Annotated in this window: 20 protein-coding genes, 2 tRNA genes, 1 rRNA gene and 2 pseudogenes; 14 read left to right on the top strand and 11 right to left on the bottom strand. The window is 53.3% G+C overall.

Annotation, left to right across the window (positions count from 1 at the left end; genetic code table 11):
* Nucleotides 1-2: 2 nt before the first annotated feature.
* The 4 genes and pseudogenes from RHJ80_RS08745 to RHJ80_RS08735 form a co-directional block, all read left to right on the top strand.
* Nucleotides 3-292 (top strand): annotated as a pseudogene (locus RHJ80_RS08745) (N-6 DNA methylase); the annotation flags it as partial.
* A 13-nt stretch (nucleotides 293-305) separates the two neighbouring features.
* Nucleotides 306-1,181, top strand: coding sequence for a DNA adenine methylase (locus RHJ80_RS08740; protein WP_310800801.1), 876 nt, complete (start codon nucleotides 306-308; stop codon nucleotides 1,179-1,181).
* A 212-nt stretch (nucleotides 1,182-1,393) separates the two neighbouring features.
* A pseudogene (locus RHJ80_RS13205) lies at nucleotides 1,394-1,558 on the top strand (DNA methyltransferase); the annotation flags it as partial.
* Between the two features lie 298 nt (nucleotides 1,559-1,856).
* The gene (locus tag RHJ80_RS08735) at nucleotides 1,857-2,477 is read left to right on the top strand and encodes an EcsC family protein (protein ID WP_310800800.1); all 621 of its coding nucleotides are present in this window, start codon (nucleotides 1,857-1,859) and stop codon (nucleotides 2,475-2,477) included.
* Here the strand turns inward: RHJ80_RS08735 and RHJ80_RS08730 are convergent.
* The 8 genes from RHJ80_RS08730 to mnmA form a co-directional block, all read right to left on the bottom strand.
* Nucleotides 2,474-3,508 (bottom strand): AI-2E family transporter, encoded by a 1,035-nt coding sequence (locus tag RHJ80_RS08730; RefSeq protein ID WP_310800799.1) that lies wholly within the window; start codon nucleotides 3,506-3,508, stop codon nucleotides 2,474-2,476. The two genes, RHJ80_RS08735 and RHJ80_RS08730, sit on opposite strands and share 4 nt — an antisense overlap.
* A 6-nt stretch (nucleotides 3,509-3,514) precedes the next feature.
* Nucleotides 3,515-4,141, bottom strand: coding sequence for a DUF3153 domain-containing protein (locus RHJ80_RS08725; protein ID WP_310800798.1), 627 nt, complete (start codon nucleotides 4,139-4,141; stop codon nucleotides 3,515-3,517).
* Between the two features lie 194 nt (nucleotides 4,142-4,335).
* Nucleotides 4,336-4,971 (bottom strand): peroxiredoxin, encoded by a 636-nt coding sequence (locus RHJ80_RS08720; RefSeq protein ID WP_310800797.1) that lies wholly within the window; start codon nucleotides 4,969-4,971, stop codon nucleotides 4,336-4,338.
* A 119-nt stretch (nucleotides 4,972-5,090) separates the two neighbouring features.
* On the bottom strand, nucleotides 5,091-5,786 hold the full coding sequence (locus RHJ80_RS08715; protein ID WP_310800796.1) for an N-acetylmannosamine-6-phosphate 2-epimerase: 696 nt from the start codon (nucleotides 5,784-5,786) through the stop codon (nucleotides 5,091-5,093).
* On the bottom strand, nucleotides 5,783-8,374 hold the full coding sequence (locus RHJ80_RS08710; protein ID WP_310800795.1) for a TIGR03960 family B12-binding radical SAM protein: 2,592 nt from the start codon (nucleotides 8,372-8,374) through the stop codon (nucleotides 5,783-5,785). Before RHJ80_RS08710 ends, RHJ80_RS08715 begins: the two co-directional genes overlap by 4 nt.
* Nucleotides 8,375-8,399: 25 nt before the next feature.
* Entirely contained in the window at nucleotides 8,400-9,080 is a 681-nt protein-coding gene (locus RHJ80_RS08705; RefSeq protein WP_302676150.1) for a hypothetical protein, read from the bottom strand.
* A 5-nt stretch (nucleotides 9,081-9,085) separates the two neighbouring features.
* Entirely contained in the window at nucleotides 9,086-9,316 is a 231-nt protein-coding gene (locus tag RHJ80_RS08700) for a DNA-directed RNA polymerase subunit omega (RefSeq protein WP_206199840.1), read from the bottom strand.
* A 14-nt stretch (nucleotides 9,317-9,330) separates the two neighbouring features.
* A complete protein-coding gene (gene mnmA / locus RHJ80_RS08695) occupies nucleotides 9,331-10,440 on the bottom strand; it encodes a tRNA 2-thiouridine(34) synthase MnmA (RefSeq protein ID WP_310800794.1) in 1,110 nt (369 codons plus the stop codon).
* A gap of 234 nt (nucleotides 10,441-10,674) precedes the next feature.
* On the opposite strand from mnmA, the gene RHJ80_RS08690 reads away from it, so the two are divergent.
* The 6 genes from RHJ80_RS08690 to hisD all read left to right on the top strand — a co-directional run bounded on the left by RHJ80_RS08690 (nucleotide 10,675) and on the right by hisD (nucleotide 15,592).
* The gene (locus RHJ80_RS08690; RefSeq protein ID WP_181494467.1) at nucleotides 10,675-10,959 is read left to right on the top strand and encodes an RNA-binding protein; all 285 of its coding nucleotides are present in this window, start codon (nucleotides 10,675-10,677) and stop codon (nucleotides 10,957-10,959) included.
* 102 nt (nucleotides 10,960-11,061) lie between these two features.
* Nucleotides 11,062-12,057: a ketol-acid reductoisomerase gene (gene ilvC, locus RHJ80_RS08685; protein ID WP_149818542.1), complete on the top strand. Its 996-nt coding sequence runs from the start codon at nucleotides 11,062-11,064 to the stop codon at nucleotides 12,055-12,057.
* Nucleotides 12,058-12,078: 21 nt separating this feature from the next.
* Nucleotides 12,079-13,167, top strand: coding sequence for a Holliday junction branch migration DNA helicase RuvB (ruvB, locus tag RHJ80_RS08680; protein WP_310744462.1), 1,089 nt, complete (start codon nucleotides 12,079-12,081; stop codon nucleotides 13,165-13,167).
* Complete coding sequence (locus tag RHJ80_RS08675) at nucleotides 13,151-13,627, top strand: DUF29 domain-containing protein (protein WP_310800793.1); 477 nt, start codon at nucleotides 13,151-13,153, stop codon at nucleotides 13,625-13,627. Before ruvB ends, RHJ80_RS08675 begins: the two co-directional genes overlap by 17 nt.
* A 30-nt stretch (nucleotides 13,628-13,657) precedes the next feature.
* Nucleotides 13,658-14,155: a DUF29 domain-containing protein gene (locus RHJ80_RS08670; protein ID WP_302676147.1), complete on the top strand. Its 498-nt coding sequence runs from the start codon at nucleotides 13,658-13,660 to the stop codon at nucleotides 14,153-14,155.
* A 141-nt stretch (nucleotides 14,156-14,296) separates the two neighbouring features.
* A complete protein-coding gene (gene hisD, locus RHJ80_RS08665; RefSeq protein WP_310800792.1) occupies nucleotides 14,297-15,592 on the top strand; it encodes a histidinol dehydrogenase in 1,296 nt (431 codons plus the stop codon).
* Between the two features lie 6 nt (nucleotides 15,593-15,598).
* Here hisD and RHJ80_RS08660 read toward each other — a convergent pair whose 3' ends face one another.
* Nucleotides 15,599-16,696: an ArsA-related P-loop ATPase gene (locus RHJ80_RS08660; protein ID WP_310800791.1), complete on the bottom strand. Its 1,098-nt coding sequence runs from the start codon at nucleotides 16,694-16,696 to the stop codon at nucleotides 15,599-15,601.
* 821 nt (nucleotides 16,697-17,517) lie between these two features.
* On the opposite strand from RHJ80_RS08660, the gene RHJ80_RS08655 reads away from it, so the two are divergent.
* Nucleotides 17,518-17,799, top strand: coding sequence for a hypothetical protein (locus RHJ80_RS08655; RefSeq protein WP_310800790.1), 282 nt, complete (start codon nucleotides 17,518-17,520; stop codon nucleotides 17,797-17,799).
* Here the strand turns inward: RHJ80_RS08655 and RHJ80_RS08650 are convergent.
* Both RHJ80_RS08650 and RHJ80_RS08645 read right to left on the bottom strand, forming a co-directional pair.
* Nucleotides 17,768-19,165: an IctB family putative bicarbonate transporter gene (locus tag RHJ80_RS08650; protein ID WP_310800789.1), complete on the bottom strand. Its 1,398-nt coding sequence runs from the start codon at nucleotides 19,163-19,165 to the stop codon at nucleotides 17,768-17,770. The genes RHJ80_RS08655 and RHJ80_RS08650 overlap by 32 nt on opposite strands.
* A 31-nt stretch (nucleotides 19,166-19,196) precedes the next feature.
* Complete coding sequence (locus RHJ80_RS08645; RefSeq protein ID WP_302676144.1) at nucleotides 19,197-19,487, bottom strand: hypothetical protein; 291 nt, start codon at nucleotides 19,485-19,487, stop codon at nucleotides 19,197-19,199.
* Between the two features lie 300 nt (nucleotides 19,488-19,787).
* Here RHJ80_RS08645 and RHJ80_RS08640 point away from each other — a divergent pair.
* The 3 genes from RHJ80_RS08640 to RHJ80_RS08630 all read left to right on the top strand — a co-directional run bounded on the left by RHJ80_RS08640 (nucleotide 19,788) and on the right by RHJ80_RS08630 (nucleotide 21,552).
* A 16S ribosomal RNA gene (locus RHJ80_RS08640) occupies nucleotides 19,788-21,277 on the top strand.
* Nucleotides 21,278-21,393: 116 nt separating this feature from the next.
* Nucleotides 21,394-21,467: transfer RNA gene (locus RHJ80_RS08635), tRNA-Ile, on the top strand.
* A 12-nt stretch (nucleotides 21,468-21,479) separates the two neighbouring features.
* Nucleotides 21,480-21,552: transfer RNA gene (locus tag RHJ80_RS08630), tRNA-Ala, on the top strand.
* Nucleotides 21,553-21,648: the final 96 nt, after the last annotated feature.

Below are 21,648 nucleotides of genomic sequence, written 5' to 3'. Positions count from 1 at the left end.
CCGTGGAAAAAACTGTCAAATCCAAACGCCGCGTTGCTGACCATGGTGAAGTACTCACCCCCCAGCACATCGTGCAGGCCATGCTAGATTTAGTCCAGCCAGAAACCGAACGCATTAACTCGCGTTTCTTGGAACCCACCTGCGGTACTGGCAACTTCTTGGTAGAAATCCTCGCGCGGAAGCCCGTTATGCCAAGGTTCAACTTGAATATGAGCGCTACGCGGTGCTGGCAGTGGCATCAATTTATGGTATCGACATCGTAGAGGACAATACCGAGAAGTATCGCAAAAGGCACTCATCGTGTAATGAAGAGAAACGGCACACCTTCCCCAGTCGTCAAGCGAAGCAGAAAAAGGATAATAGCATTTGGTTGGTATGGTGGAAAATATTCACACCTTGATTGGCTTTTGCCTCTATTGCCCTCTTGCCACCATTACTGTGAGCCATTTGGGGGCTCGGCTGCTGTTTTATTGAACCGAGAACCTTCAGCTGTAGAAACATACAATGACGTTGATGGTGAGGTTGCAAATTTCTTCCGCGTCTTACGAGATGAGTCAGAGCGTTTGATAAGAGCAATTGGTCTCACCCCTTTTTCACGTGAAGAATTTTCAATCGCCTGTGAAATAGACCCATCTTTAGATCCTGTTGAACGTGCAAGAAGGTTTTATGTACGCGCCCGTCAAGTGCGAACTGGTCTAGCTCAATCTGCAACACTGGGACGCTGGGCAAATTGCAAAAACACGAGTAGAGCAGGTATGTCAGGAGCTGTGTCTCGCTGGCTTGGTGCAATTGAAGATTTACCAGATATAGCCCTGCGTTTGTTGCGTGTTCAAATAGAAAATAGACCCGCTATTGAAGTCATATGTTTGTACGACTCACCAGATACGCTTTTTTACTGTGATCCACCTTATGTCCATGACACGCGGGGCGATAATAACGCTTACGCTTATGAAATGAGCAACGAAGAACATCGTGAGCTGGCGTCCGTGCTGAATTCAGTTCAAGGTTTTGTTGCCATTTCAGGTTACGATTGCGATTTAATGGACGAGTTGTATCCTTCTCCGAATTGGTACAAAAATATCGCCCCGAGCAAAACAATACATTCGACCAAAGATGAGCGAACTGAGATTCTGTGGACAAATTATGCCCCCAAAGCGATCAATCAAAAGACGTTATTTTAGGAAGAAACAATGAGTACACCTGATAAGGCTCTTACAAACATCCTAAAACGTGCTTCTAAAGATATAAACAATTCGGCTATTTCAGACCATGATATTCGTTCACGGGTTGAGTATGTGTGCCGACAGATTAGTAATCGGGCGTGCACAAGACTCCTCATGGCTTGCCTGTTAACCAAAATAGACCGACCAGATGTTGATCCCCGAAAGCCATACTAGGTTTTTTGCGCCAATTTTTGCATTTTTTCCACAGGTCACGAGCCAAGTTTTTGGACGCGTATCAAAAGCTAGTATTGAATGAACCTGATAGTGCAGTGAGTCAGCCTCTCAAAGAAGCTTTCTTAGTATTAAGGCAAGCTGCAGAAGCAGATAGAGAATAACACCTTAAGATCGGGTTGAAAAAGAAAAAAGATTTCGAATTATTGGTCAGTCTGGGCGTGTTCAATAGTGCCTCGATGAATGATACCGTCTTAAAAAACGCGTAGCGGTGAGAAATTGCCAAGGGGCGATCGCTCCCCTGAAGTTTCACATTCATCCATGCAGTCCAACACTTTAGCCAATAATTTTTATTAAAACTTTACATTTTTAGATTGTTGCTCAATTTTGACTGTGGTAGATTTATGCCAACGCCATCCCTTAAGTTGACAATTATTTTTTAAGCCTATGGCCACAGCGTCAGTGTCTACACCCGATTGGCTGCTCAAGCTCATGCTCCTTGCCATCGAAGAGGGGCGGCAGTGGGGATACCAATTTCTCCATGATCCTCGCTGGGGGGGCGATTGCGATCGCATGGCCAACCATGCAATTTATGAAGCCACCCTCTGGTCAGTGGGTTCTGGAGTCGCCACTGGCGTCATGGGCTGGGCTGGCGTGCCCCTCGATATTGCCTACTTTTACCATGCCCAAATCAAGCTGGCAGCGGCGCTGTTCACCATCTATGGCCTAGATTCTGAAAACGAAAATGTGCTGATGATGCTGATTCCCACTGCCTTGGGGGTTACTGCCGCTGAACTTGCAAACCACTTCGGTACCCAATTTTGTCGGCAAATCTTCAAGACCTTTGGCCGGCAGGCGGCGCAAAAAAATTTATCCCAAGTGCTGATGGCAGTCTTCAGGCAGCTTCCACGTACCCTTTTGCGGCAGATTTTTGGCAAGGTCTCGAGTAAAAGTCTCACCCTACCTGCGCGAGCCGTTCCCCTTGTGAGTGGCGTGATTGGCGGGGCTACAAATGCCGTCATGATGAACATTTGCGGTCATGGGGTGTGTACGGTGATCAAAACGTTTCGATCGCCGAGTTAGGTGTCTTCGACAGGCTCAGACTCGAGGACGGTTTTCAGTGTTGCGGCTAGGGGAATGGCCAGCAAAATTCCCAAGAAACCCGCCACCCGTCCGCCAATGAGTAGCGCAATAAACTGCCAGAGGGGATTCAGGCCCATCAAGTCCCCCAGTAACTTCGGGGTAAGCACGTTATCCTTAATTTGTTGCAAGACCACAGCAATCACGAAAATATTCAAAGCCAGCCACGCATCCTGAAAAAGGATAAGCAGTGTTACTAAACCAATGCCCAAGGTCGCCCCCACCACAGGGATGAGCTGGGCAATACCAATGATCAGGGCAAAGAGAAAGCCAAAATTGACCTTGAAGGCGATCATAAAGGGAATCAGGGCAAGAAACATAAACAGCCCCAAAAAAAGCTGTGCCGAGAAAAAACTGCGAATATTCAGCCGCAGCGAGTAATCCACCATCTGCCGCCAAGACTTGGGTACCAGTTTCATGAGTCCGCGCCAAATCTCACTGCCATAAAAGAGCATATACACCGTTAGGATCAGCACGAGGAGCACATCAACAAATTTAGTTAGGGTTGTAATCGCCACACCCGGTAACATGGCGGCAATCCCTTTGAGCTGGATCGTCAGCTCTTCCATCAAGTCATTCACCCCCACTGGAAAGTGGTAGCGGCGCAGCACTTGATCTAGATGGCGCAAATTTTGATTGCTCGTATCCGCCAACTCTGGCAGTTGATTTAGGAGTTCTTCCGCCTGTTGAATAGCAAGGGGGAGCAGCAACAGCATCAAGACACTGACCACCAAAAGGGTAATCAGTAACACCAAGGCGATCGCATTCCGCCGCCGCAAACCACGAGCACAGAGGCGAATCACCACTTGATTGAGCAAAAAAGCCAAGATGGCGGCAATCACAAGGAGATTAATCGGATATTCAAAATAGAGGTAAACTTGCTCCGCCACCCAGAGATTGAGGACAATTAGAGGTCCCGCTATTAAATAGGCAAGATACCGTTGCCAACTCTGCGGCGGGCCAGACCATCTCATGGGACTCTAGGTTGAATGACTCCTAGGCAGGCGAGTGCGTAACCAATTGCCCAGCACCAGCAAGCCCACGATCGCCAGTGTGCCCCAACCCAAGGGACTTGGATACCAATAGGCTGCCTCTAGGTGATTCAGATAACCGGGCATCAATGTCCAAGTCAGGCGATCGCCCCCCCGCTGAACATGAGGATTGACCACGGTATCAGCAGTAGTGGCTGGACGCTCAATCGGGCGTGCCCCCCAAGGGGTTTCTAGGGCAAGTTGAAACTTCAGGAGCGACTGCGGTGCCACAAGAACAGCTTGATCACGGGACTCAATCCCCAAGGGGCGCAGATCAATGTCATAGCGAAAGCGCTCCCGCACAAAGAGCAACCAGTTCTGGTCAAAAATATCCGCCTCAGCAGTGACTTGGGGAAGATAGGGCACACCACCGATGCGGTTGAGGACAGTGGCCAATTGCTGGCTGGTGTCAAAGGGAATCGTCACCTGAAGATGCGTTTTATCCCGTTCCTTGACCGTTCCCCCCAAGCGGCGCGCCTGCTGAATCACCTGTTCGGTAAAAGGGAGATCGGGTTGGGGCAGCGTCAGCGTGTAGGTGAGGCTCCCCCCAGTTTGTCCCTGATGCTGGATGACCATATCTGCTTGGACGCATCCACTCAAACAGACTACAAGGGGTATCAAGAGCCAAAGTATCCAGCGCTGCATTCCGCCTCTATTCCTTTCCTTGGTTTTGCTGTGCAAGATTATCCTATCTTGGGATGCTGCCAAGGCACAAAAAAACACCCCGAACAGCTCAGGGTGTCGCCATGACTTGTCTAGGCTAATCTAGGCTATTTGTTGGGTTGAGGTGTCAACCGCAGATAGGGCTTAACAGCATTGAAGCCCTTGGGAAACTTCTGCTTCGCCTCTTCATCGCTGAGGGAAGGCACAATCACGCACTCTTGACCCTCTTGCCAGTTGACGGGGGTGGCCACACTGTAGTTGTCCGTCAGTTGCAGCGAATCAATCACCCGCAGAATCTCAGCAAAGTTACGCCCCGTGCTCGCGGGATAGGTCAAGGTCAAGCGCAGGCGTTTTTGGGGGTCAATGATAAAAACCGTGCGCACCGTCAGGTTATTTAGGGAGTTGGGGTGGATCATGTCATAGAGGGTAGAGACTTTCCGGTCTTCATCTGCCAAAATTGGGTAATCCACCTTGACGTTGTTGACTTCTTCAATGTCTTTGATCCAGCCGAGGTGGGACTCCACACTATCCACACTCAAGGCCAAGGTTTTGACATTGCGCTTCTCAAATTCTGAGCGTAACCGCGCCACTTCGCCCAGTTCTGTCGTACAAACGGGGGTGTAATCCGCTGGGTGGGAAAACAATACAACCCAGCTATCCCCTGCCCACTCATAGAAGTTGATTTCCCCCATGGAAGAGGCTTGGGTAAAGTTGGGTACGACATCCCCAAGTTTTAGGCTCATAGATGGTGGCTCCTAGGCTAACGATGTATCTTTAGCTATGGATTCTATCTTGCCACAAACTCTCGTTTATCGGTCGGAATATAGAGGAAAATATACAAACCGATAGAATTGGATAGGATTTAGGGTTGAGAATTTTCAATCGTCGTTGCCTTTAGGGTCTGGACATACTGCTGCACCTTGAGGTCAATACCTGTAATATCCGTGCCCACGACCACTGCCCAAGCCCCCAAAGTCAAAGCTTTTACAGCCATTGTTGGACTGGCAATCCCCCCTTCACAGAGAATAGGCACGTTGAGGTGCTCAACCAGCTGACTCAGGAGCGCCCAACTGGGGGGTGGGGTATGCGCCGTGGTTTCGGTGTAACCCAAGAGGGTCGTGCCCACCCAATCAGCACCGGCAGCAACCGCCGCTTCAGCACTTGCAAGGGAGTCAATGTCGGCCATGACGGGCTTGCCCAGTTCATCGTGAATTCGCTGAATCAAGTCCTGTAGGGGTTCAGGGCGCGATCGCGCTGTGGCATCGAGGGCAATCACATCAGCACCTGCTGTCGCAACGGCCACCGCATCGGCAAAGCGAGGCGTAATATACACAGGGTACTCGGGCAAAACTTGCTTCCAGAGACCAATAATGGGCACCTTTACCGCTTGGCGCACTGCCTGAATATGGGCCGGGGTATTGATGCGCACGGCCACTGCCCCCCGCAAAACCGCTGCCCCTGCCATAGCGGCAATGATTTCTGGCGCCGCCAAAGGGGAATCTGCCGGGGCTTGACAGGAGACAATCAGACCGCCGCGAATTTGCGTTGCTAGGTTCATGGCGTTTCGAGGTGTAATTTCTGACGGGCGATCGCCCCCAGTTCCAAGGACAGACCACTCACTTTTTCTAGGAGGTACAGACAATGCTCTGGCCGCAGGAACGTGCCATCATTGCGACAGACTCCCGTGTAGATGAGGCTGACGGCAGGCCAGTGGTCTTGGTGCTCCTTGAGGCGGATCTGCAGCAGGCGATCGCGCAAATTCACCACTTGGGTTTTCCCTGACTTGGTGGTTAGCTCATAGAGAATTTCAGGGGTGGCTTGCAAATCCTCTAACCACTGTTGCCAAGTGTCCCGCTCCACAGGTTCAGGGGTACGGATGAGCAGTTCATAAGTAGCTGCCCGCAGGGCTTGACTTGCTGCCGGTTCACTTAAGGGCACCACTGCACAGGTGTAAAGGGGCACCTCCGCCGGCAGTTGTTGCCGCAATTGCTCCAGCACCGTTGACGGCTCCACCTCGCGATAAAATTCCAGATCAACAATTTCGCCATAACTGGTCACCCCAAGGGGCAAGGCGCTGGCGGTGGAGATGCGGGGTGAAGGATGAAATCCCCCCGTAAAGGCAATGGGTAGATGGGCACGGCGTACTGCTCGCTCAAAGAGGCGCAGTAGATCTAAATGGCTGAGAAGCGTCATTTCCCCAGTTTTCCCAAAGGTGAGGCGCAGACGTTGCACCCGTTCTTGGGGGGCTTGGGGCTGACCTTGAATAGGCGGAATCGGGGGGGGCGGCACGACCACGTTATGGCCAAAGTCAATGCCACAGACGCCACAATGGGAGCAGCCCTCAAAGGAACAATCGGGAACGACCACCGCTTCTAGGGCACGCTGCAAGTCTTCCTTCAGCCATGTTTTACTAATGCCCGTATCAATGTGATCCCAAGGCAGGGGCGCATCGAGGTTGTGGCTGCCACTACTAAAGACATTCCACTCACCCGCTTCCAGTTGACGGTATTTCCAGTCCAGACCCGCTTCTTGAATGGCTTGCGTCCAAGCGGCATAGGCGCGATCGAGACTTTCCCACCAAGAATCTTCCCGTGCCCCCAATTCCCACGCGCGGCGGATCACTGGCCCCAGTTGGCGATCGCCCCGACCGACAAAGTCTTCCATTGCTGAGATGCGCACATCGGTAAAGTTGGCCTTTAGCCCCTTGATCGTGCGGAATTCCGCCTTCAGTAGCTCCTGTTTGCGCAGAAACTCACTGGTGGAGACCGCGTGCCACTGAAAGGGCGTATGGGGCTTGGGGGTAAAGTTAGAGATGGTCAGGTTAAAGCTCAGGGGCTTGCGTCCTTTGATCCAGCATTCTCGCTTCAGCCAGCGGATCGTTTCAGCAATGCCCAACACATCAGCATCGGTTTCTCCCGGCAGGCCAATCATAAAGTAGAGCTTGACCTTATCCCAGCCCTGTTCGTAGGCAGTTTTGACCCCCCGCAGCAATTCCGCATTGGTCAGCCCCTTGTTGATAATGTCCCGTAGCCGCTGCGTTCCCGCTTCCGGGGCAAAGGTCAGTCCCCCTTGGCGCGTGCCACCGACAATGTGGGCAATGTTTTCATCAAAGCGATCCACCCGCTGGCTGGGGAGTGAGAGGGAGATGTTCTCGTTTTGCAGGCGATTTTTAATTTCCACACCCACGGCGGGCAAAGCCAAGTAGTCGGAGCAACTCAACGACAGTAGCGAAAACTCGTTGTAACCCGTGGCGCGCATCCCCGTTTCAATGGCAGCAATCACCTCATCGGGGGCAACATCGCGGGCAGGGCGGGTGAGCATCCCCGGTTGGCAAAAGCGACAGCCGCGCGTACAGCCCCGGCGAATTTCCACCGTCAGGCGATCGTGAACGGTTTCTACATAGGGCACCAAGCCAATGGCATAGTGGGGCATCGGGGTAGCTACTCGCCGCAAAATGCGCTCGGGCACATCGGGACGATTGGGTTTGACGGCGCCATCCCCTTGGCGATCGTAAAATTGCGGCACATAGACCCCCGGCACCTGTGCCAAATCCAATAGCAAGTCCTGCCGACTCAAGGCGGCTCGTTTGCCTTCTGCCACCACGAGGCCAATTTCGGGCAAGAGTTCCTCGCCATCCCCAAGGGCAAAAAAGTCAAAGAAGTCAGCGTAGGGTTCAGGGTTTGATGTCGCTGTCTGTCCACCGGCAAAGATAAGGGGAATCTCTTCTAGGGGTGCCTGTTGGCGTTCTCGCCAAGTCAGGGGTAAGCCAGCCAAGTCGAGCATTTCCAGAATGTTCGTGGCACCCAACTCATAACTGAGGCTAAAGCCAATGAGGTCAAACTCCCGCAGGGCGCGGCGCGATTCCACAGCAAAAAGGGGAGTTTGGGTCACTCGCAATTTGGCGGCTAAATCCGCTGCGGGTAAGTAGGCGCGATCGCACAGTTGATCGGGGACGGCATTGAGAATGTTGTAGAGAATAATGTGTCCTAAGTTTGAGGCACCCACCTCATAGATTTCCGGATAGCTGAGCACCCAGCGCACCGTTGCGGCCTGCCACGGCTTATGAACTGCCCCTCGCTCATTGCCCAAATAGCGAGCAGGTTTGAGAATCTCTGGGGTGAGCAACTCAGTAATCGGCACAGCCATGACTCATGAACCCAATTGCAAACATCTAGGGCAGTAAAAAACGGGATTCCCCAGTGGGCAGCGGGCGGGGGGGTTCGGGGGGCGCCAAAAGTCCAGCACTGCCGGGTTGGGGAACGGGGGGCAGAACGGTGGGGGGTCTCCATGTCGGTTCTGGCAGTGTTGTTTGGGGTTGGGGACGCTGGGGTGTAGTCGTGGGTAACCCCGCTTGCTGGGCGTAGAAGGTGGCCAGTGTGCTCACCAAGGCATCCCGTTGTTGGCGATTGAGTTGGCGAATGGCAGCCATATCCCCTTCCATGGGGTTGACTGTCAGGTAAGAACGTCCCGGATAGGTTTCTCTGCGCAGGAAGTCATTCAGCCCCAAATAGTCAGCAAGGGAAATTTTCCAGTCAAAACGGTAGAGGGGCGATCGCCCTTTGACAGTGGTGTGATAGACAATGAATCGCTCAAGGAGGGTACTTTCTGGTGCCGGCTGACGGTTGTCTTGACGGATATAGTGGTTTTCCTTCGGCAAACCGGGCAACTTCGGATAGAGGGTTTCTGCCACCAGCCGCGGGTTAATGAGAATTTGGGCAGGGGCATCGGGTAGGTTGGGGTCAGGTTGCGATCGCCCCACACTCCAAGTACTGCTCAGGGGCAGCCACAGAAGTGCCAGCAAGCACCCCCACGTCACCCAGCCCAAAAACGTCCAGCCGCGTCGTCTTCCCATGGCGCCTAATCTGCCAGTAACTCCGGTTGAGCAATTTCATCGGACATTTCGATAATGGCACGGGTCACCGGCTTCAGGGGCAGATCATCGAGATCTTCACTGGCCTCTAGCCCCCGCCGCTGTTTCGCCCGGTTGGCAATTTGCACCGTAATCCGATAGCGATTGGCGGAGTGCTTGATTAATTCTTCCGCTCGGCGGTTAATTTCCAAGGATGAGTAATGAAGGCGCTTTTGCATGGTCAGTCTTTTCCTTAAACGTGGGTGGCCATTGCTTGTAGGGGTTGTGGTGTCGGTGTCACAAAGGGCTGGATAATGCCGCCCCCCAGCAGGCGATCGCCCGCATACCAAACCGCCGCTTGCCCCGGCGTTACCCCAAATTGCGGTTCAGCAAACTCCAATTGTACCTGCTCAGCGTTGGCGGCGGGAATGATAGTCACCGGCACTGGAGGAGTACGATAGCGAATTTGTACCGTGGCTGTGATCGGTTCTGTGGGGGGGGGAATCGAGACCCAGTTCACCCGGGCCACTGTACACTCACGACGGCCGGCGGTGGCGCGATCGCCGACAATGACGCGATTGTGTTCCCGATCCAAGGCCACCACATAAAGCGGTTCAGGTGCCGCAATTCCCAAGCCTTTGCGCTGGCCAATCGTATAGTGGTGAATCCCCTGATGGTACCCCAGCACCCGGCCATGGACATCGACAATTTCCCCTTGCTGTCTGGGCAGATACTGATCCAAGAATTGGCGCATGGAGCCATGGGCTTCAATCAGGCAGAGATCTTGGCTCTCCGGTTTACTGGCGGTGTGCAGGCCATACTGCGCCGCGAGGGCACGGGTCTGCGCCTTGGTTTGCTGACCAAGAGGAAACAGCACATGAGCCAGAATCTCTTGGGGCAAGTCATAGAGAAAGTAGCTTTGATCCTTATGACGATCCACCGCCCGCCACAGTTCATAGCGATCGCTCGTGGGATTGTATTTCACTTGGGCATAATGCCCGGTAGCAATGTAGTCAATCCCCAGTTGCTCACGGCTATAGGCGAGCATCGGCCCAAACTTCACCAAACGGTTGCATTGGGAACAGGGCAGCGGTGTCACCCCACTGGCGTAGCCACTGACCAGATAGTTCACAATATATTTCTCGAAAATTTCGCGGCTATCCACAATATGGTGAGGGACTCCCAGCTCCTCACAAAGACGCGCCGCATCCACTAGCCCCTCAGAGCAGCACTGCCCCTTACCCTTCATCAGCCACAGCGTCAGACCAACAACGGGGTACCCTTGAGCTTTGAGGCTAGCAATGGCCACGGAACTATCAACACCGCCGGAAAGGCCCACAACAACCGCCGGTAAATCGGACATTGTTAAGATTCACAAAAAATCTACCTCTTTTAGGGTAGCATCCCTACTTTTGCAGCGCAGGCCATCGCAATCGGCTATAATCAGGAGACAAGGTTGGCGAGTAATCGCCGCTTGAGTTTTTTAAGTAGAGCGATTCTTGAGTTCGGTTTTAGGGAAGGTTGGTTACGTGACAGTCGTCTCTCCGAAGTCAGCGTCAACACATGGTTCAATTTTTGCTTTGGAGCAGATCAGATTATGTCTATTTATGTCGGCAACCTTTCCTACACGGCCACCCAAGAAGACCTAGAGGCCGTTTTTGCCGAGTACGGTTCCGTCAAACAAGTCTATTTACCGGTGGATCGGGAAACAGGCCGTAAGCGGGGCTTTGGTTTTGTGGAAATGTCCACGGATGCTGAAGAAGATGCGGCGATCGCTGATCTCGACGGTGCCGAGTGGATGGGACGGCAACTCAAGGTCAACAAGGCACGCCCCCGTGAAGCCATGGGCGGTGGGAACAATCGTTATTCCCGTAATCGCTAACTCCCGCAACTAGCCCTCTAGGAGGTGCTATATCGGCTCTGCCAATGTGGTAGAGAAATAATAACGACCTGCTGAATGCAATTGGAAAGGAACATCATCACTATGGCGCGCATGTATTACGACGCAGATGCCCAATTAGAACTCCTCAAGGACAAAACGATCGCCATCATTGGCTATGGCTCCCAAGGCCACGCCCATGCCCTCAACCTGCGGGATAGCGGTCTCAATGTTGTGGTGGGTCTCTATGCCGGCAGTCGTTCTGCAGAGCGCGCCCGTGCCGATGGCCTAGCGGTGCACTCCGTGGCGGAAGCTGCGAAACTGGCCGACTGGATTATGATTCTTCTGCCCGATGAAGTTCAGCGGGTTGTTTATGAGCAGGAGATTGCCCCCCACCTGCAAGCGGGGAATGTCCTTTCCTTTGCCCACGGCTTTAACATTCACTTTGGCCAGATTGTGCCCCCCGACAATGTGGATGTGGTGATGGTGGCGCCCAAAGGCCCCGGTCACCTCGTGCGCCGCACCTATGCCCAAGGGGAAGGGGTACCCTGCCTGTTTGCGGTCTATCAAAATGCCAGTGGTCAAGCCCGTGATCTAGCCATGGCCTATGCCAAAGGAATTGGAGGCACCCGTGCCGGCATTCTGGAAACCACCTTCCGCGAAGAAACAGAAACCGATCTGTTTGGTGAGCAAGTGGTGCTCTGTGGTGGCCTCAGCGCCCTGATTAAGGCTGGCTTTGAAACGTTGGTGCAGGCCGGTTATCAGCCAGAGCTGGCCTACTTTGAGTGTCTCCATGAAGTGAAGCTGATTGTGGATTTGATTGTGGAAGGGGGGCTTGCCAAAATGCGGGATAGCATCTCCAACACCGCAGAATATGGCGACCTCACCCGTGGTCCACGGATTATTACCGAGGAGACCCGCGCGGAAATGCGCAAAATTCTCCACGAAATTCAAACGGGTCAATTTGCCCGTGAGTTTGTGCTGGAAAATATGGCGGGTAAACCGGGCTTTACAGCCATGCGGCGACGGGAGGCAGAACACCCCATTGAACAGGTGGGTCAAGAACTGCGTTCCATGTTTAGTTGGTTAAAACGGGCTTAAGCTTTGCCCTAGGGGGCACCAATGGCGATTATTTCGTCGCAAAATTCACCGCCGGAGCGATCGCGCCCCCCTTTACTGCTTTCCAATCAACCCACCCCAGAGGAACAGCACTCGCCGGCTGAAGAGTCCCTACGTCCCCGCTTTTTGCAGGACTACATTGGCCAGCAGGAACTCAAGGATGTGCTGCACATTGCGATCGAGGCAGCCAAGGCACGCCAAGAACCCCTTGATCACCTGCTGCTCTATGGCCCGCCGGGCTTAGGGAAAACCACCATTGCCTTAATCTTAGCGGCAGAAATGGGGGTCAACTGCAAAGTGACCAGTGCCCCAGCTTTGGAACGCCCCCGCGACATTGTGGGTCTCTTGGTGAACCTGCAAGCGGGGGATATTCTCTTTATTGATGAGATTCACCGCCTCTCCCGCATGACCGAGGAACTCCTCTATCCCGCCATGGAGGATTTTTACCTTGATCTCACCGTGGGCAAACAGCAAACGGCACGCACGCGACGACTGAAACTCAATCGCTTTACCCTTGTGGGAGCAACCACCCGTGCCGGCGCCTTGACCTCGCCCTTGCGCGATCGCTTTGGTTTAGTGGAGCGCTTGCGCTTTTATCATCCCGAAGAACTCCAGCAGATCGTTCAGCGGGGGGCAGCCCTCTTACAAACTCCCATTACTCCTGAAGCCGCTCTAGAAATTGGCCGCCGCAGTCGGGGTACGCCCCGCATTGCCCTGCGGCTCCTGAAGCGGGTACGGGATTATGCCGATGTGAAGCACGATGGCACGATTAGCCTAGAGGTGGCTACCGCTGCCCTTGAACTGTTCAATGTGGATCCAGCAGGCTTGGATTGGAGCGATCGCCGGCTCCTCAGTCTGATAATTGAGTCCTATCAAGGCGGGCCTGTGGGCATTGAAACCCTTGCTGCAGCCACTGGTGAGGATGTGCAAACCATTGAAGAGGTTTATGAACCCTACCTGCTCCAGATGGGCTATCTGCAACGAACCCCCCGAGGCCGCGTTGCCACTCCCCGCGCTTGGCAACACCTAGGCTATACTCCACCAGAAAACCAGTTGCCGTTGTTATCTAGTCCCTATGACCCCTTGTCTTAAGACCCAACTCCTCTATGAGACCGACTATTACCTTTGGCTTAAGGAGACCGTTGCCCACCTCAAGGCAGGGGACTTCGACAACTTAGATGTGGAAAATTTAATTGAGGAGATTGAGAGCTTGGGTCGAAGCGAAAAACGCGCCCTATTCAGCTATCTACTGCGTCTTTGTGAGCATCTTCTCAAGCTCAAATACTGGGAAACTGAGCGACAATACTGCTATAGGGGTTGGCTGTTGGAGATTAGTCATTTCCGTTTAGAAATTGCGCTAATTTTGCAGGATAGCCCCAGTCTTCAGCCATTTGCAAAGGCAGCTTTCCTAGACTCCTATCAAAAGGCAAGGAAAAATATGTTGAAAGCGATTGGGTTATCCCCTGACGTGATTCCGGAAGTCCCCGACTTCACAATGGAGGAAGCTCTAGATGAGGAGTGGCTGCCTTGGCAATCTGACCTCAATTCATAGAATCCACTGGCCTGCGAGAAGTGTTCTGGTATGACCCCTCCCATTAAAACGAAACCTGCATCCCTCTACACCGCAGACTATTACCTTTGGCTTAAGGAGACCGTTGCCCACCTCAAGGCAGAGAACTTTGACCACTTAGATGTGGAAAATTTAATTGAGGAGATTGAGAGCTTGGGTCGAAGCGAAAAACAGGCGATCGCGAGCTATTTAATGCGACTCTGTGAGCACCTCCTCAAAATTAAATACTGGGACACGGAACGGGAATACTGCCTGCGGGGTTGGCAACGAGAAGTGATGAATTTTAGATTGCACATTCAGGAAATACTCGAAGCCAGCCCTAGCTTGACATCCTTTGTACAGGAGATTTTCATCAAACAATATCGCAATGGGAGAAAACTCTTTCTCAGCGCTAGTGGGGTGAATCCTCATTTGATTCCTGAAGCCCCCGAATTTAGCCTTGAACAAGCTCTCGATCAGAACTGGCTGCCTTGGCAATCTGATGCGAACTCCGAAGGCTCAGTCTCGTGAATCGCGATCTTGCCCTAAGCACTCGTTGTTGGCCAGCCTTAGCCCGCCCCTGTAATTGGAAAATCGCTGTAAGCTATTGATAGGGTTGATTAAGGTTTTTTAACCTTTCCCCGACTCTCTGCCTCGCCTACGTGAACGACCATGTTGCGGATCATCACCCAGTTAACAGACCTACGCGCTGAACTACGCCGCATTTGCGATCGCACCGATAGCGGGGAGATGAGCGACCAAAAGGCTACTGTTGAGGCAATTTTGCGCCGTGTGGCCAAGGAAGGCGATCGCGCCCTGATTGAGTACACTGCCCAGTTTGATCACATTGACCTCACCCCCGAAACATTACGAGTGAAAGGAGATGAACTGGATGCCGCTTACCAACAGGTGTCCAAAGAACTCCTCGATGCCATTCGCCTTGCCAAGCAACAAATTGAAGCCTTCCACCGCCAGCGAGTCCCCAAAAGTTGGGTGCAATTTGGTGAAGATGGCATTGTCCTCGGCAAACGCTACACTGCTGTTGATGCTGCCGGACTGTATGTGCCGGGGGGACGGGCTGCCTATCCGAGTACGGTGTTAATGAATGCGATTCCCGCTCAGGTGGCCGGTGTGCAGCGGATTGTCATGGTCACCCCTCCCGGTCAGGGCAAAGGTATTAATCCTGCGGTTCTCGTTGCCGCCCAAGAAGCGGGAATTCAAGAGATTTATCGCGTTGGTGGCGCCCAAGCCATTGCTGCCCTTGCCTATGGCACAGAAACGATTCCGCGCGTGGATGTGATTACAGGGCCAGGAAACCTCTATGTCACGCTCGCCAAGAAGCAGGTCTATGGCCGTGTTGGCATTGACTCCCTAGCAGGGCCTTCAGAGGTCTTAATCATTGCTGATGAGGCGGCCAATCCCGTTCACATTGCCGCTGATTTGCTAGCTCAAGCAGAACATGACCCCTTGGCAGCGGCCATTTTACTGACTCCGAGTTTGCCCCTTGCAAAGGCGGTGGTTACAGCGGTGAACGAACAATTGGCTGACCATCCGCGCCGGGTTCTCACCGAGAAGGCGATCGCCCACTATGGCCTGATTGGCATTGTCGAGAGCCTAGAACAAGCGGTAGAACTCTCCAATCACTTTGCCCCTGAACATCTGGAATTGGAAGTCGAAGACCCTTGGAGCCTTGTCGAGCAGGTGCGCCATGCCGGTGCGATTTTCCTCGGCTATTCCACCCCTGAAGCGGTTGGCGACTATCTCGCGGGTCCCAATCACACCCTGCCCACCTCTGGTGCCGCCCGTTATGCTTCTGCCTTGGGCGTAGAAACGTTCCTCAAACACTCCAGCATTATTCAATACACCCCTGCTGCCTTGCGCAAACAGGGGGGAGCGGTCATGACCCTCGCTGAAACAGAAGGCCTGATTTCCCACCGCGACTCTGTGCGTCTGCGCCTTGAACCTTAGAAAGTCTTAGAAACTGACGATCAAGTAGGGAGCTTCAAATTTACCCCCGCGAACGGGTTTGCCTTTGAGGCTAGGGGGTAGCTCAATGTGGCGCCGCTGATCGCCAGCTTCCACCGTCAGTTCCCCACTAAACTCGCTGAGTTTCACCTGATCTTTGCAAAATCCCGGTAGGAAAATGCGCAGCTGCTGTTGGGTCTCATCAAACTCATGGGGAGCCGGTGCCGCTCCTAGCTGGTTCAAGTCTGGAAGATAGGAAACAAGACTTTGCCAGTTGTTCCAGTCTTTAGGAAGAGCCGAAATGCGTAGCGGTGCAAACGTGCGGCTGACCTCTGGCGTGGGTTCCCCCATACAAAAGACCTCAGAAATAGGGACATTCACCTGTTGAGCACTGCCCCATAACCATTCGGTTTGAGCGGTTGAGATCACTGTGCCATCGGTTAGCAGAAACACCGATAACCGTTGCGAGTCCGCGGCAATCTGCACACCGCGATCGATCCACTCCTTCGCCTCACCGAAACGCTCACGCACTTTTTGGGTGTCAATATTGGCTGCCATAATTGCGCTGGCGATCGGCCCCCCAATAGCATTGGCGATCGCGTTGAGATCCAGTTGATCCAGCAAACGTTGAAAGCGGCGATAGTACCATGCCAACCCTTGGGGCAACCCAATCAGCCGCAGTGTATCTTGACTATTCCCACCCACATAGACAATCACATCGTACTCACCGCTGCTGTAGTGCACGCGCAGCGCATTTAGGGTCAGCAAAGTATCCATCCCCGGCAAGATCACCAATTCGCCCGCATAAACCTTACCCACCAATTCTTGGGGCAAATAGGGTTCCACTAAACGGCTAAGTTCTTGCCATGCCGCGTTGAGACTTTCAGTGGCCATCAGCTCGGCGATCGCTAATCCCTCCGACAGCAACTTGGGTTGCCAACCAATCGCCCGATCTGGACTGCCAATGAGAAATTGCAGGGAAGTGGCTGGACTCGGCACCGCTAACAAGGTTCGCTGCTGTCGCCCGGCAAACCACTGGGCAATGGCCAGACCCAGTGCCGTTTGTTGTTCTGGGGTTGCTCCTAGGAGAGTAACAATGCGTGTCATGGCAAGTTTGAGGACGGTAGTTGCTTGGACTATCCTATCGACAAACGGTTATCCCAAGGTTGTCTAGACAACCCCTCATAAAATCGCTTCTATGGGCAGCAAAATCCCCTCAACGATAAAACCTACTCACTAGGGCGATCGCCCTCCTTCTAGGGGCTTCTAGACCCTTCTCAGGCCAAAAAAATTTTTCGCGGCGCAAACAGATCCTTATTAGAGCATCCTGAACCTAAATTCAAATCCTTTTCCACAGTTTTCCCCAAATTCCCCAAAGTTTTCCCCAAGCACTTGGAAGTTCTGATCCTCTAGCCATCTCAACCTTTCGTTTTGTTCTTGTCTTCCTAATGTTTCCCAGTATCACAACCCTCTCAACCAAGATTTCCTCAAGCTCTAAGCCAGCTTCAAACTAACCCCACGTTCCCCAAATCACATCTTTTATTTTTCTCTGTCAGAATCTTATTCCCCTTAGATCTAGAGATCTACTACTGCTACTAAATTATTTAAATAATATTTATAGTAGTAGTAGGGGCTGTGGAAATGTGGAAAAATTTTCGGAAACCCGCTTGCAGAGCGACTTTGAGCCACTTCCCCCCTGTGGAAAACTTGTGGAAAAAGTGGGGGGTTTTTCCACAAGCCATTATCTTAGTGGAAAAAGAATAAAAAGTTTTCCACAGTTTTTCAGAGTTTTTCCGGGGTTTTCCACAGGTTTTCCCCAGAATTTTCCACAGGCTTTTTGGAGTTTTCCACAGGCTAGAGGGGGAAGATTTCCGTATTTCTACGATTCCCCTTGCCGGCGATCGCTCGCACACTGAAAAAAAGAGATTGTGCCAACCGATACGAACGTTCCTGTGGACTCCCTGATGTTTTCCCTAGAATGCCCCACAACCAGTCTTGAGCAAGTGATTGGTCATCTTCCTCCTGTTGAGCAGATTCGGATGCTGATGTACCACCCTTACTTCACCGGTCGCTGCCCTGCATGTCGGCAACCCATCCATCACTCCCAACTCAAGATAGGTCAGTGCCATTGCTCCCACTGTGGCTGGCAAGATCAAGCGGGCGATCCCGAGCTTATCCCTAGGTTGACGGCTCAGCATCCAGACCGTTAGCGGCTGTATTCTCTGTTCGGTCTGCCAACGGCGCAAAGCTGGCAACGATCGCCACCATCAGCCACCAAAGGGTAGCCACCTCCGGGCGAAACCAAATCGTATCTACCAACCCATGGGTGAGCATTCCCACCATGGTTGCCACAGCTCCCATCAACCAGAACCCTTGAGGGTTTGCTGTTGTCCGTAACGCCTGCAAACAACGCCACGCGCGATCGGCGAGCACCGCCAACAACCAGAGAAAGACACTAAAGCCCATCACCCCTACTTCCACAAGGATTTCCAGAAAGATGGAATAGGCACTCAATGCTGTGAAGCGCACATTCACCTGATAGAGTGGATAAATCTGGTTAAAGGCCACATTCCCCGGTCCAATGCCGAGCCAAGGCCGTGCCCAAATCATCTGTTGCACTGCCGTCCAAACATTAATGCGGAAATTATTGCTACTGTCCCCTCGGGCAACAAAAATACTCGCTGCTCGCTCCCGCAGCGGCGCCACACTCACAATCGCACCAATACAGAGGGCGATCGCCAGCCCCCCCACAGTCGGCACCCCCCAACGCCGCCATTGCAGCGGTAACCTTGGCCAAAACCAAATCCCCAGCAACCCCACCCCAGCGATCGTCGCCGCAACCAACCCCAACCAACCACCACGGCTAAACGTCAATATCAGGCTTGCTGTATTCATCCCCAGCATCACCACCGCCAACAGCTTTGGCAGCCAGCCTCGCCACACCGCGATCGCCGCCGCACTCAACGGCACACTAGGCAACAAATAACCCGCCAACAGATTGGGATTTCCCAAAAAGCTATACACCCGTGTCACATTTGCCAAGGCCGACTCTGGATCTGTCCACGTCGCCAACGGCTCCGCCCCAAAAATCCACTGCCGTATCCCCTCCACACTCACCAGCAGCGCCGTCAGCAGATAGACCGTCAGCAAGCGCGATCGCCACCGCTCATTGCGCATCACCCGCTCCGCCAGCGCAAAAAACAGCAAGTACAACGTCAGCTTCGACAACCCCACCATCGCCGCCCGAGGAACCGGCGACAACACCGTTGCCAACAGCGCAATCCCCCAATACAGCAGCACCAGCAAATGTACCCCCGACCAGCGGCCTTCCCGTTCCCCCGCCAGCGTCCACAGCAACCAAAACCCACCCCCTGCTACCAGCAGCATCCCAATCATTCCCGACGGCATCAACGGCGCCAGTACCAGCACCAAGCCCACCAGCAGCGCCGCACAATGTGGCAGCCATCGCCCCAGCCAACTCTTCTCCTGCCATCCTTGGAGCAAACCCAAAAGCCGCCCCACCCCACTGTGGCTTCGCCACCCCTCCACATCCAACCGCCGCAGCAGCACATCCATAGCACTATCCCTTAAGCACAGGTATCGTCGATCAGCTTACGCCCAAGCACCGTCGCTGAAAATCCTCCCAAGGAATTCCGCGCTCCAAATACACCGGCGCACTAGGCGTGTAGGGACTACGCAGCCGATCTACCGCCACAATCACCGCCTCCTGCGGCAAAAGGGGAACATCCGCATCCACCACCGTTGCTCCCGTCAACGACGACGACACCCCCTTAAAGATCAGCACCACCTCCTCTTGCTCCCCCACCTGTGCCTCCACCAGCAACACCTCCTGCGGATGGGCACGACTATAGGCCTCCAGCAGCGCCAACGCTGACATGCTCACCCTCCTGAAACGAAAATCTGAAAAATTTTTTAGCCCCAAAAGCCGCTTGTAGAGAGCGTTTCAGCCAAATCCAGAAAAAAATCCGAAAAAAATCTCGAAAAAGGGGTTGACACGCCTATGTAGGCTTGTTAGATTGATAAAGCACTCGATGAGGCGCGCAGCCGAAACGAGTCCTGAACCTAGACAACTCAACGTTTGAAAGCCAAAGCGTTAACCCTCGTCAAGGTACTCAAGTAAGTACATTTTCGATGTAGGTTACACCTACTAGAGCAAAAAGTCAAATTCTCTTTCTTCAACATGGAGAGTTTGATCCTGGCTCAGGATGAACGCTGGCGGTCTGCTTAACACATGCAAGTCGAACGAGCACTTCGGTGCTAGTGGCGGACGGGTGAGTAACACGTGAGAATCTACCCTCAGGAGGGGGATAACGGCTGGAAACGGCCGCTAATACCCCATATGCCGCAAGGTGAAATCTTTTTTGGCCTGAGGATGAGCTCGCGGTGGATTAGCTAGTTGGTGGGGTAATGGCCTACCAAGGCGACGATCCATAGCTGGTCTGAGAGGATGATCAGCCACACTGGGACTGAGACACGGCCCAGACTCCTACGGGAGGCAGCAGTGGGGAATTTTCCGCAATGGGCGAAAGCCTGACGGAGCAAGACCGCGTGAGGGATGAAGGCCTTTGGGTTGTAAACCTCTTTTCTCAGGGAAGAACACAATGACGGTACCTGAGGAATAAGCCTCGGCTAACTCCGTGCCAGCAGCCGCGGTAAGACGGAGGAGGCAAGCGTTATCCGGAATTATTGGGCGTAAAGCGTCCGCAGGTGGCTTTCCAAGTCTGCCGTCAAAGCCCGAGGCTTAACCTCGGATCGGCGGTGGAAACTGGATCGCTAGAGTGCGTCAGGGGTAGGGGGAATTCCCGGTGTAGCGGTGAAATGCGTAGATATCGGGAAGAACACCAGTGACGAAAGTGCCCTACTGGGACGTTACTGACACTCATGGACGAAAGCTAGGGGAGCGAAAGGGATTAGATACCCCTGTAGTCCTAGCCGTAAACGATGGACACTAGGTGTTGCTGGTATCCACTCCAGCAGTGCCGTAGCCAACGCGTTAAGTGTCCCGCCTGGGGAGTACGCACGCAAGTGTGAAACTCAAAGGAATTGACGGGGGCCCGCACAAGCGGTGGAGTATGTGGTTTAATTCGATGCAACGCGAAGAACCTTACCAGGGCTTGACATGTCGCGAATCCTGCGGAAACGTGGGAGTGCCTTCGGGAACGCGAACACAGGTGGTGCATGGCTGTCGTCAGCTCGTGTCGTGAGATGTTGGGTTAAGTCCCGCAACGAGCGCAACCCTCGTCCTTAGTTGCCAGCATTCAGTTGGGCACTCTAGGGAGACCGCCGGTGACAAACCGGAGGAAGGTGGGGATGACGTCAAGTCATCATGCCCCTTACGTCCTGGGCTACACACGTACTACAATGCTGTGGACAGAGAGTTGCCAACCCGCGAGGGCGAGCTAATCTCTTAAACCACGGCTCAGTTCAGATTGCAGGCTGCAACTCGCCTGCATGAAGGCGGAATCGCTAGTAATCGCAGGTCAGCATACTGCGGTGAATACGTTCCCGGGCCTTGTACACACCGCCCGTCACACCATGGGAGTTGGCCACGCCCGAAGTCGTTACTCTAACCCGCAAGGGAGGGGGACGCCTAAGGCAGGGCTGATGACTGGGGTGAAGTCGTAACAAGGTAGCCGTACCGGAAGGTGTGGCTGGATCACCTCCTTTTAAGGAGACCCAATCTGTTCAGGTCGCAACGTCACCTTCTTAGAACAGATTCAATGCGGTCTAAGCACGAGGTTGACCTTGGCTTTCAAACCCTGCTAGGTTAAGCAGACAGGCATGGGCTATTAGCTCAGGTGGTTAGAGCGCACCCCTGATAAGGGTGAGGTCCCTGGTTCGAGTCCAGGATGGCCCATATCACATGCCTGGGGGTATAGCTCAGTTGGTAGAGCACCTGCTTTGCACGCAGGGGGTCAGCGGTTCGAGTCCGCTTACCTCCACGTCATTCCATCAAAGGTTGACGTGTCTGCACATCAAACTTCAGCGACAGAACCTTGAAAACTGAATAGCGATTAGTCAGGTAGTTATCTTGGATA

The sequence above is a fragment of the Thermosynechococcus sp. QS41 genome (assembly GCF_031583515.1).
Lineage (GTDB): Bacteria > Cyanobacteriota > Cyanobacteriia > Thermosynechococcales > Thermosynechococcaceae > Thermosynechococcus.
The sequence above is the reverse complement of the archived record's forward strand: the minus strand, read 5'-3'. Positions and strand labels throughout refer to the sequence as shown.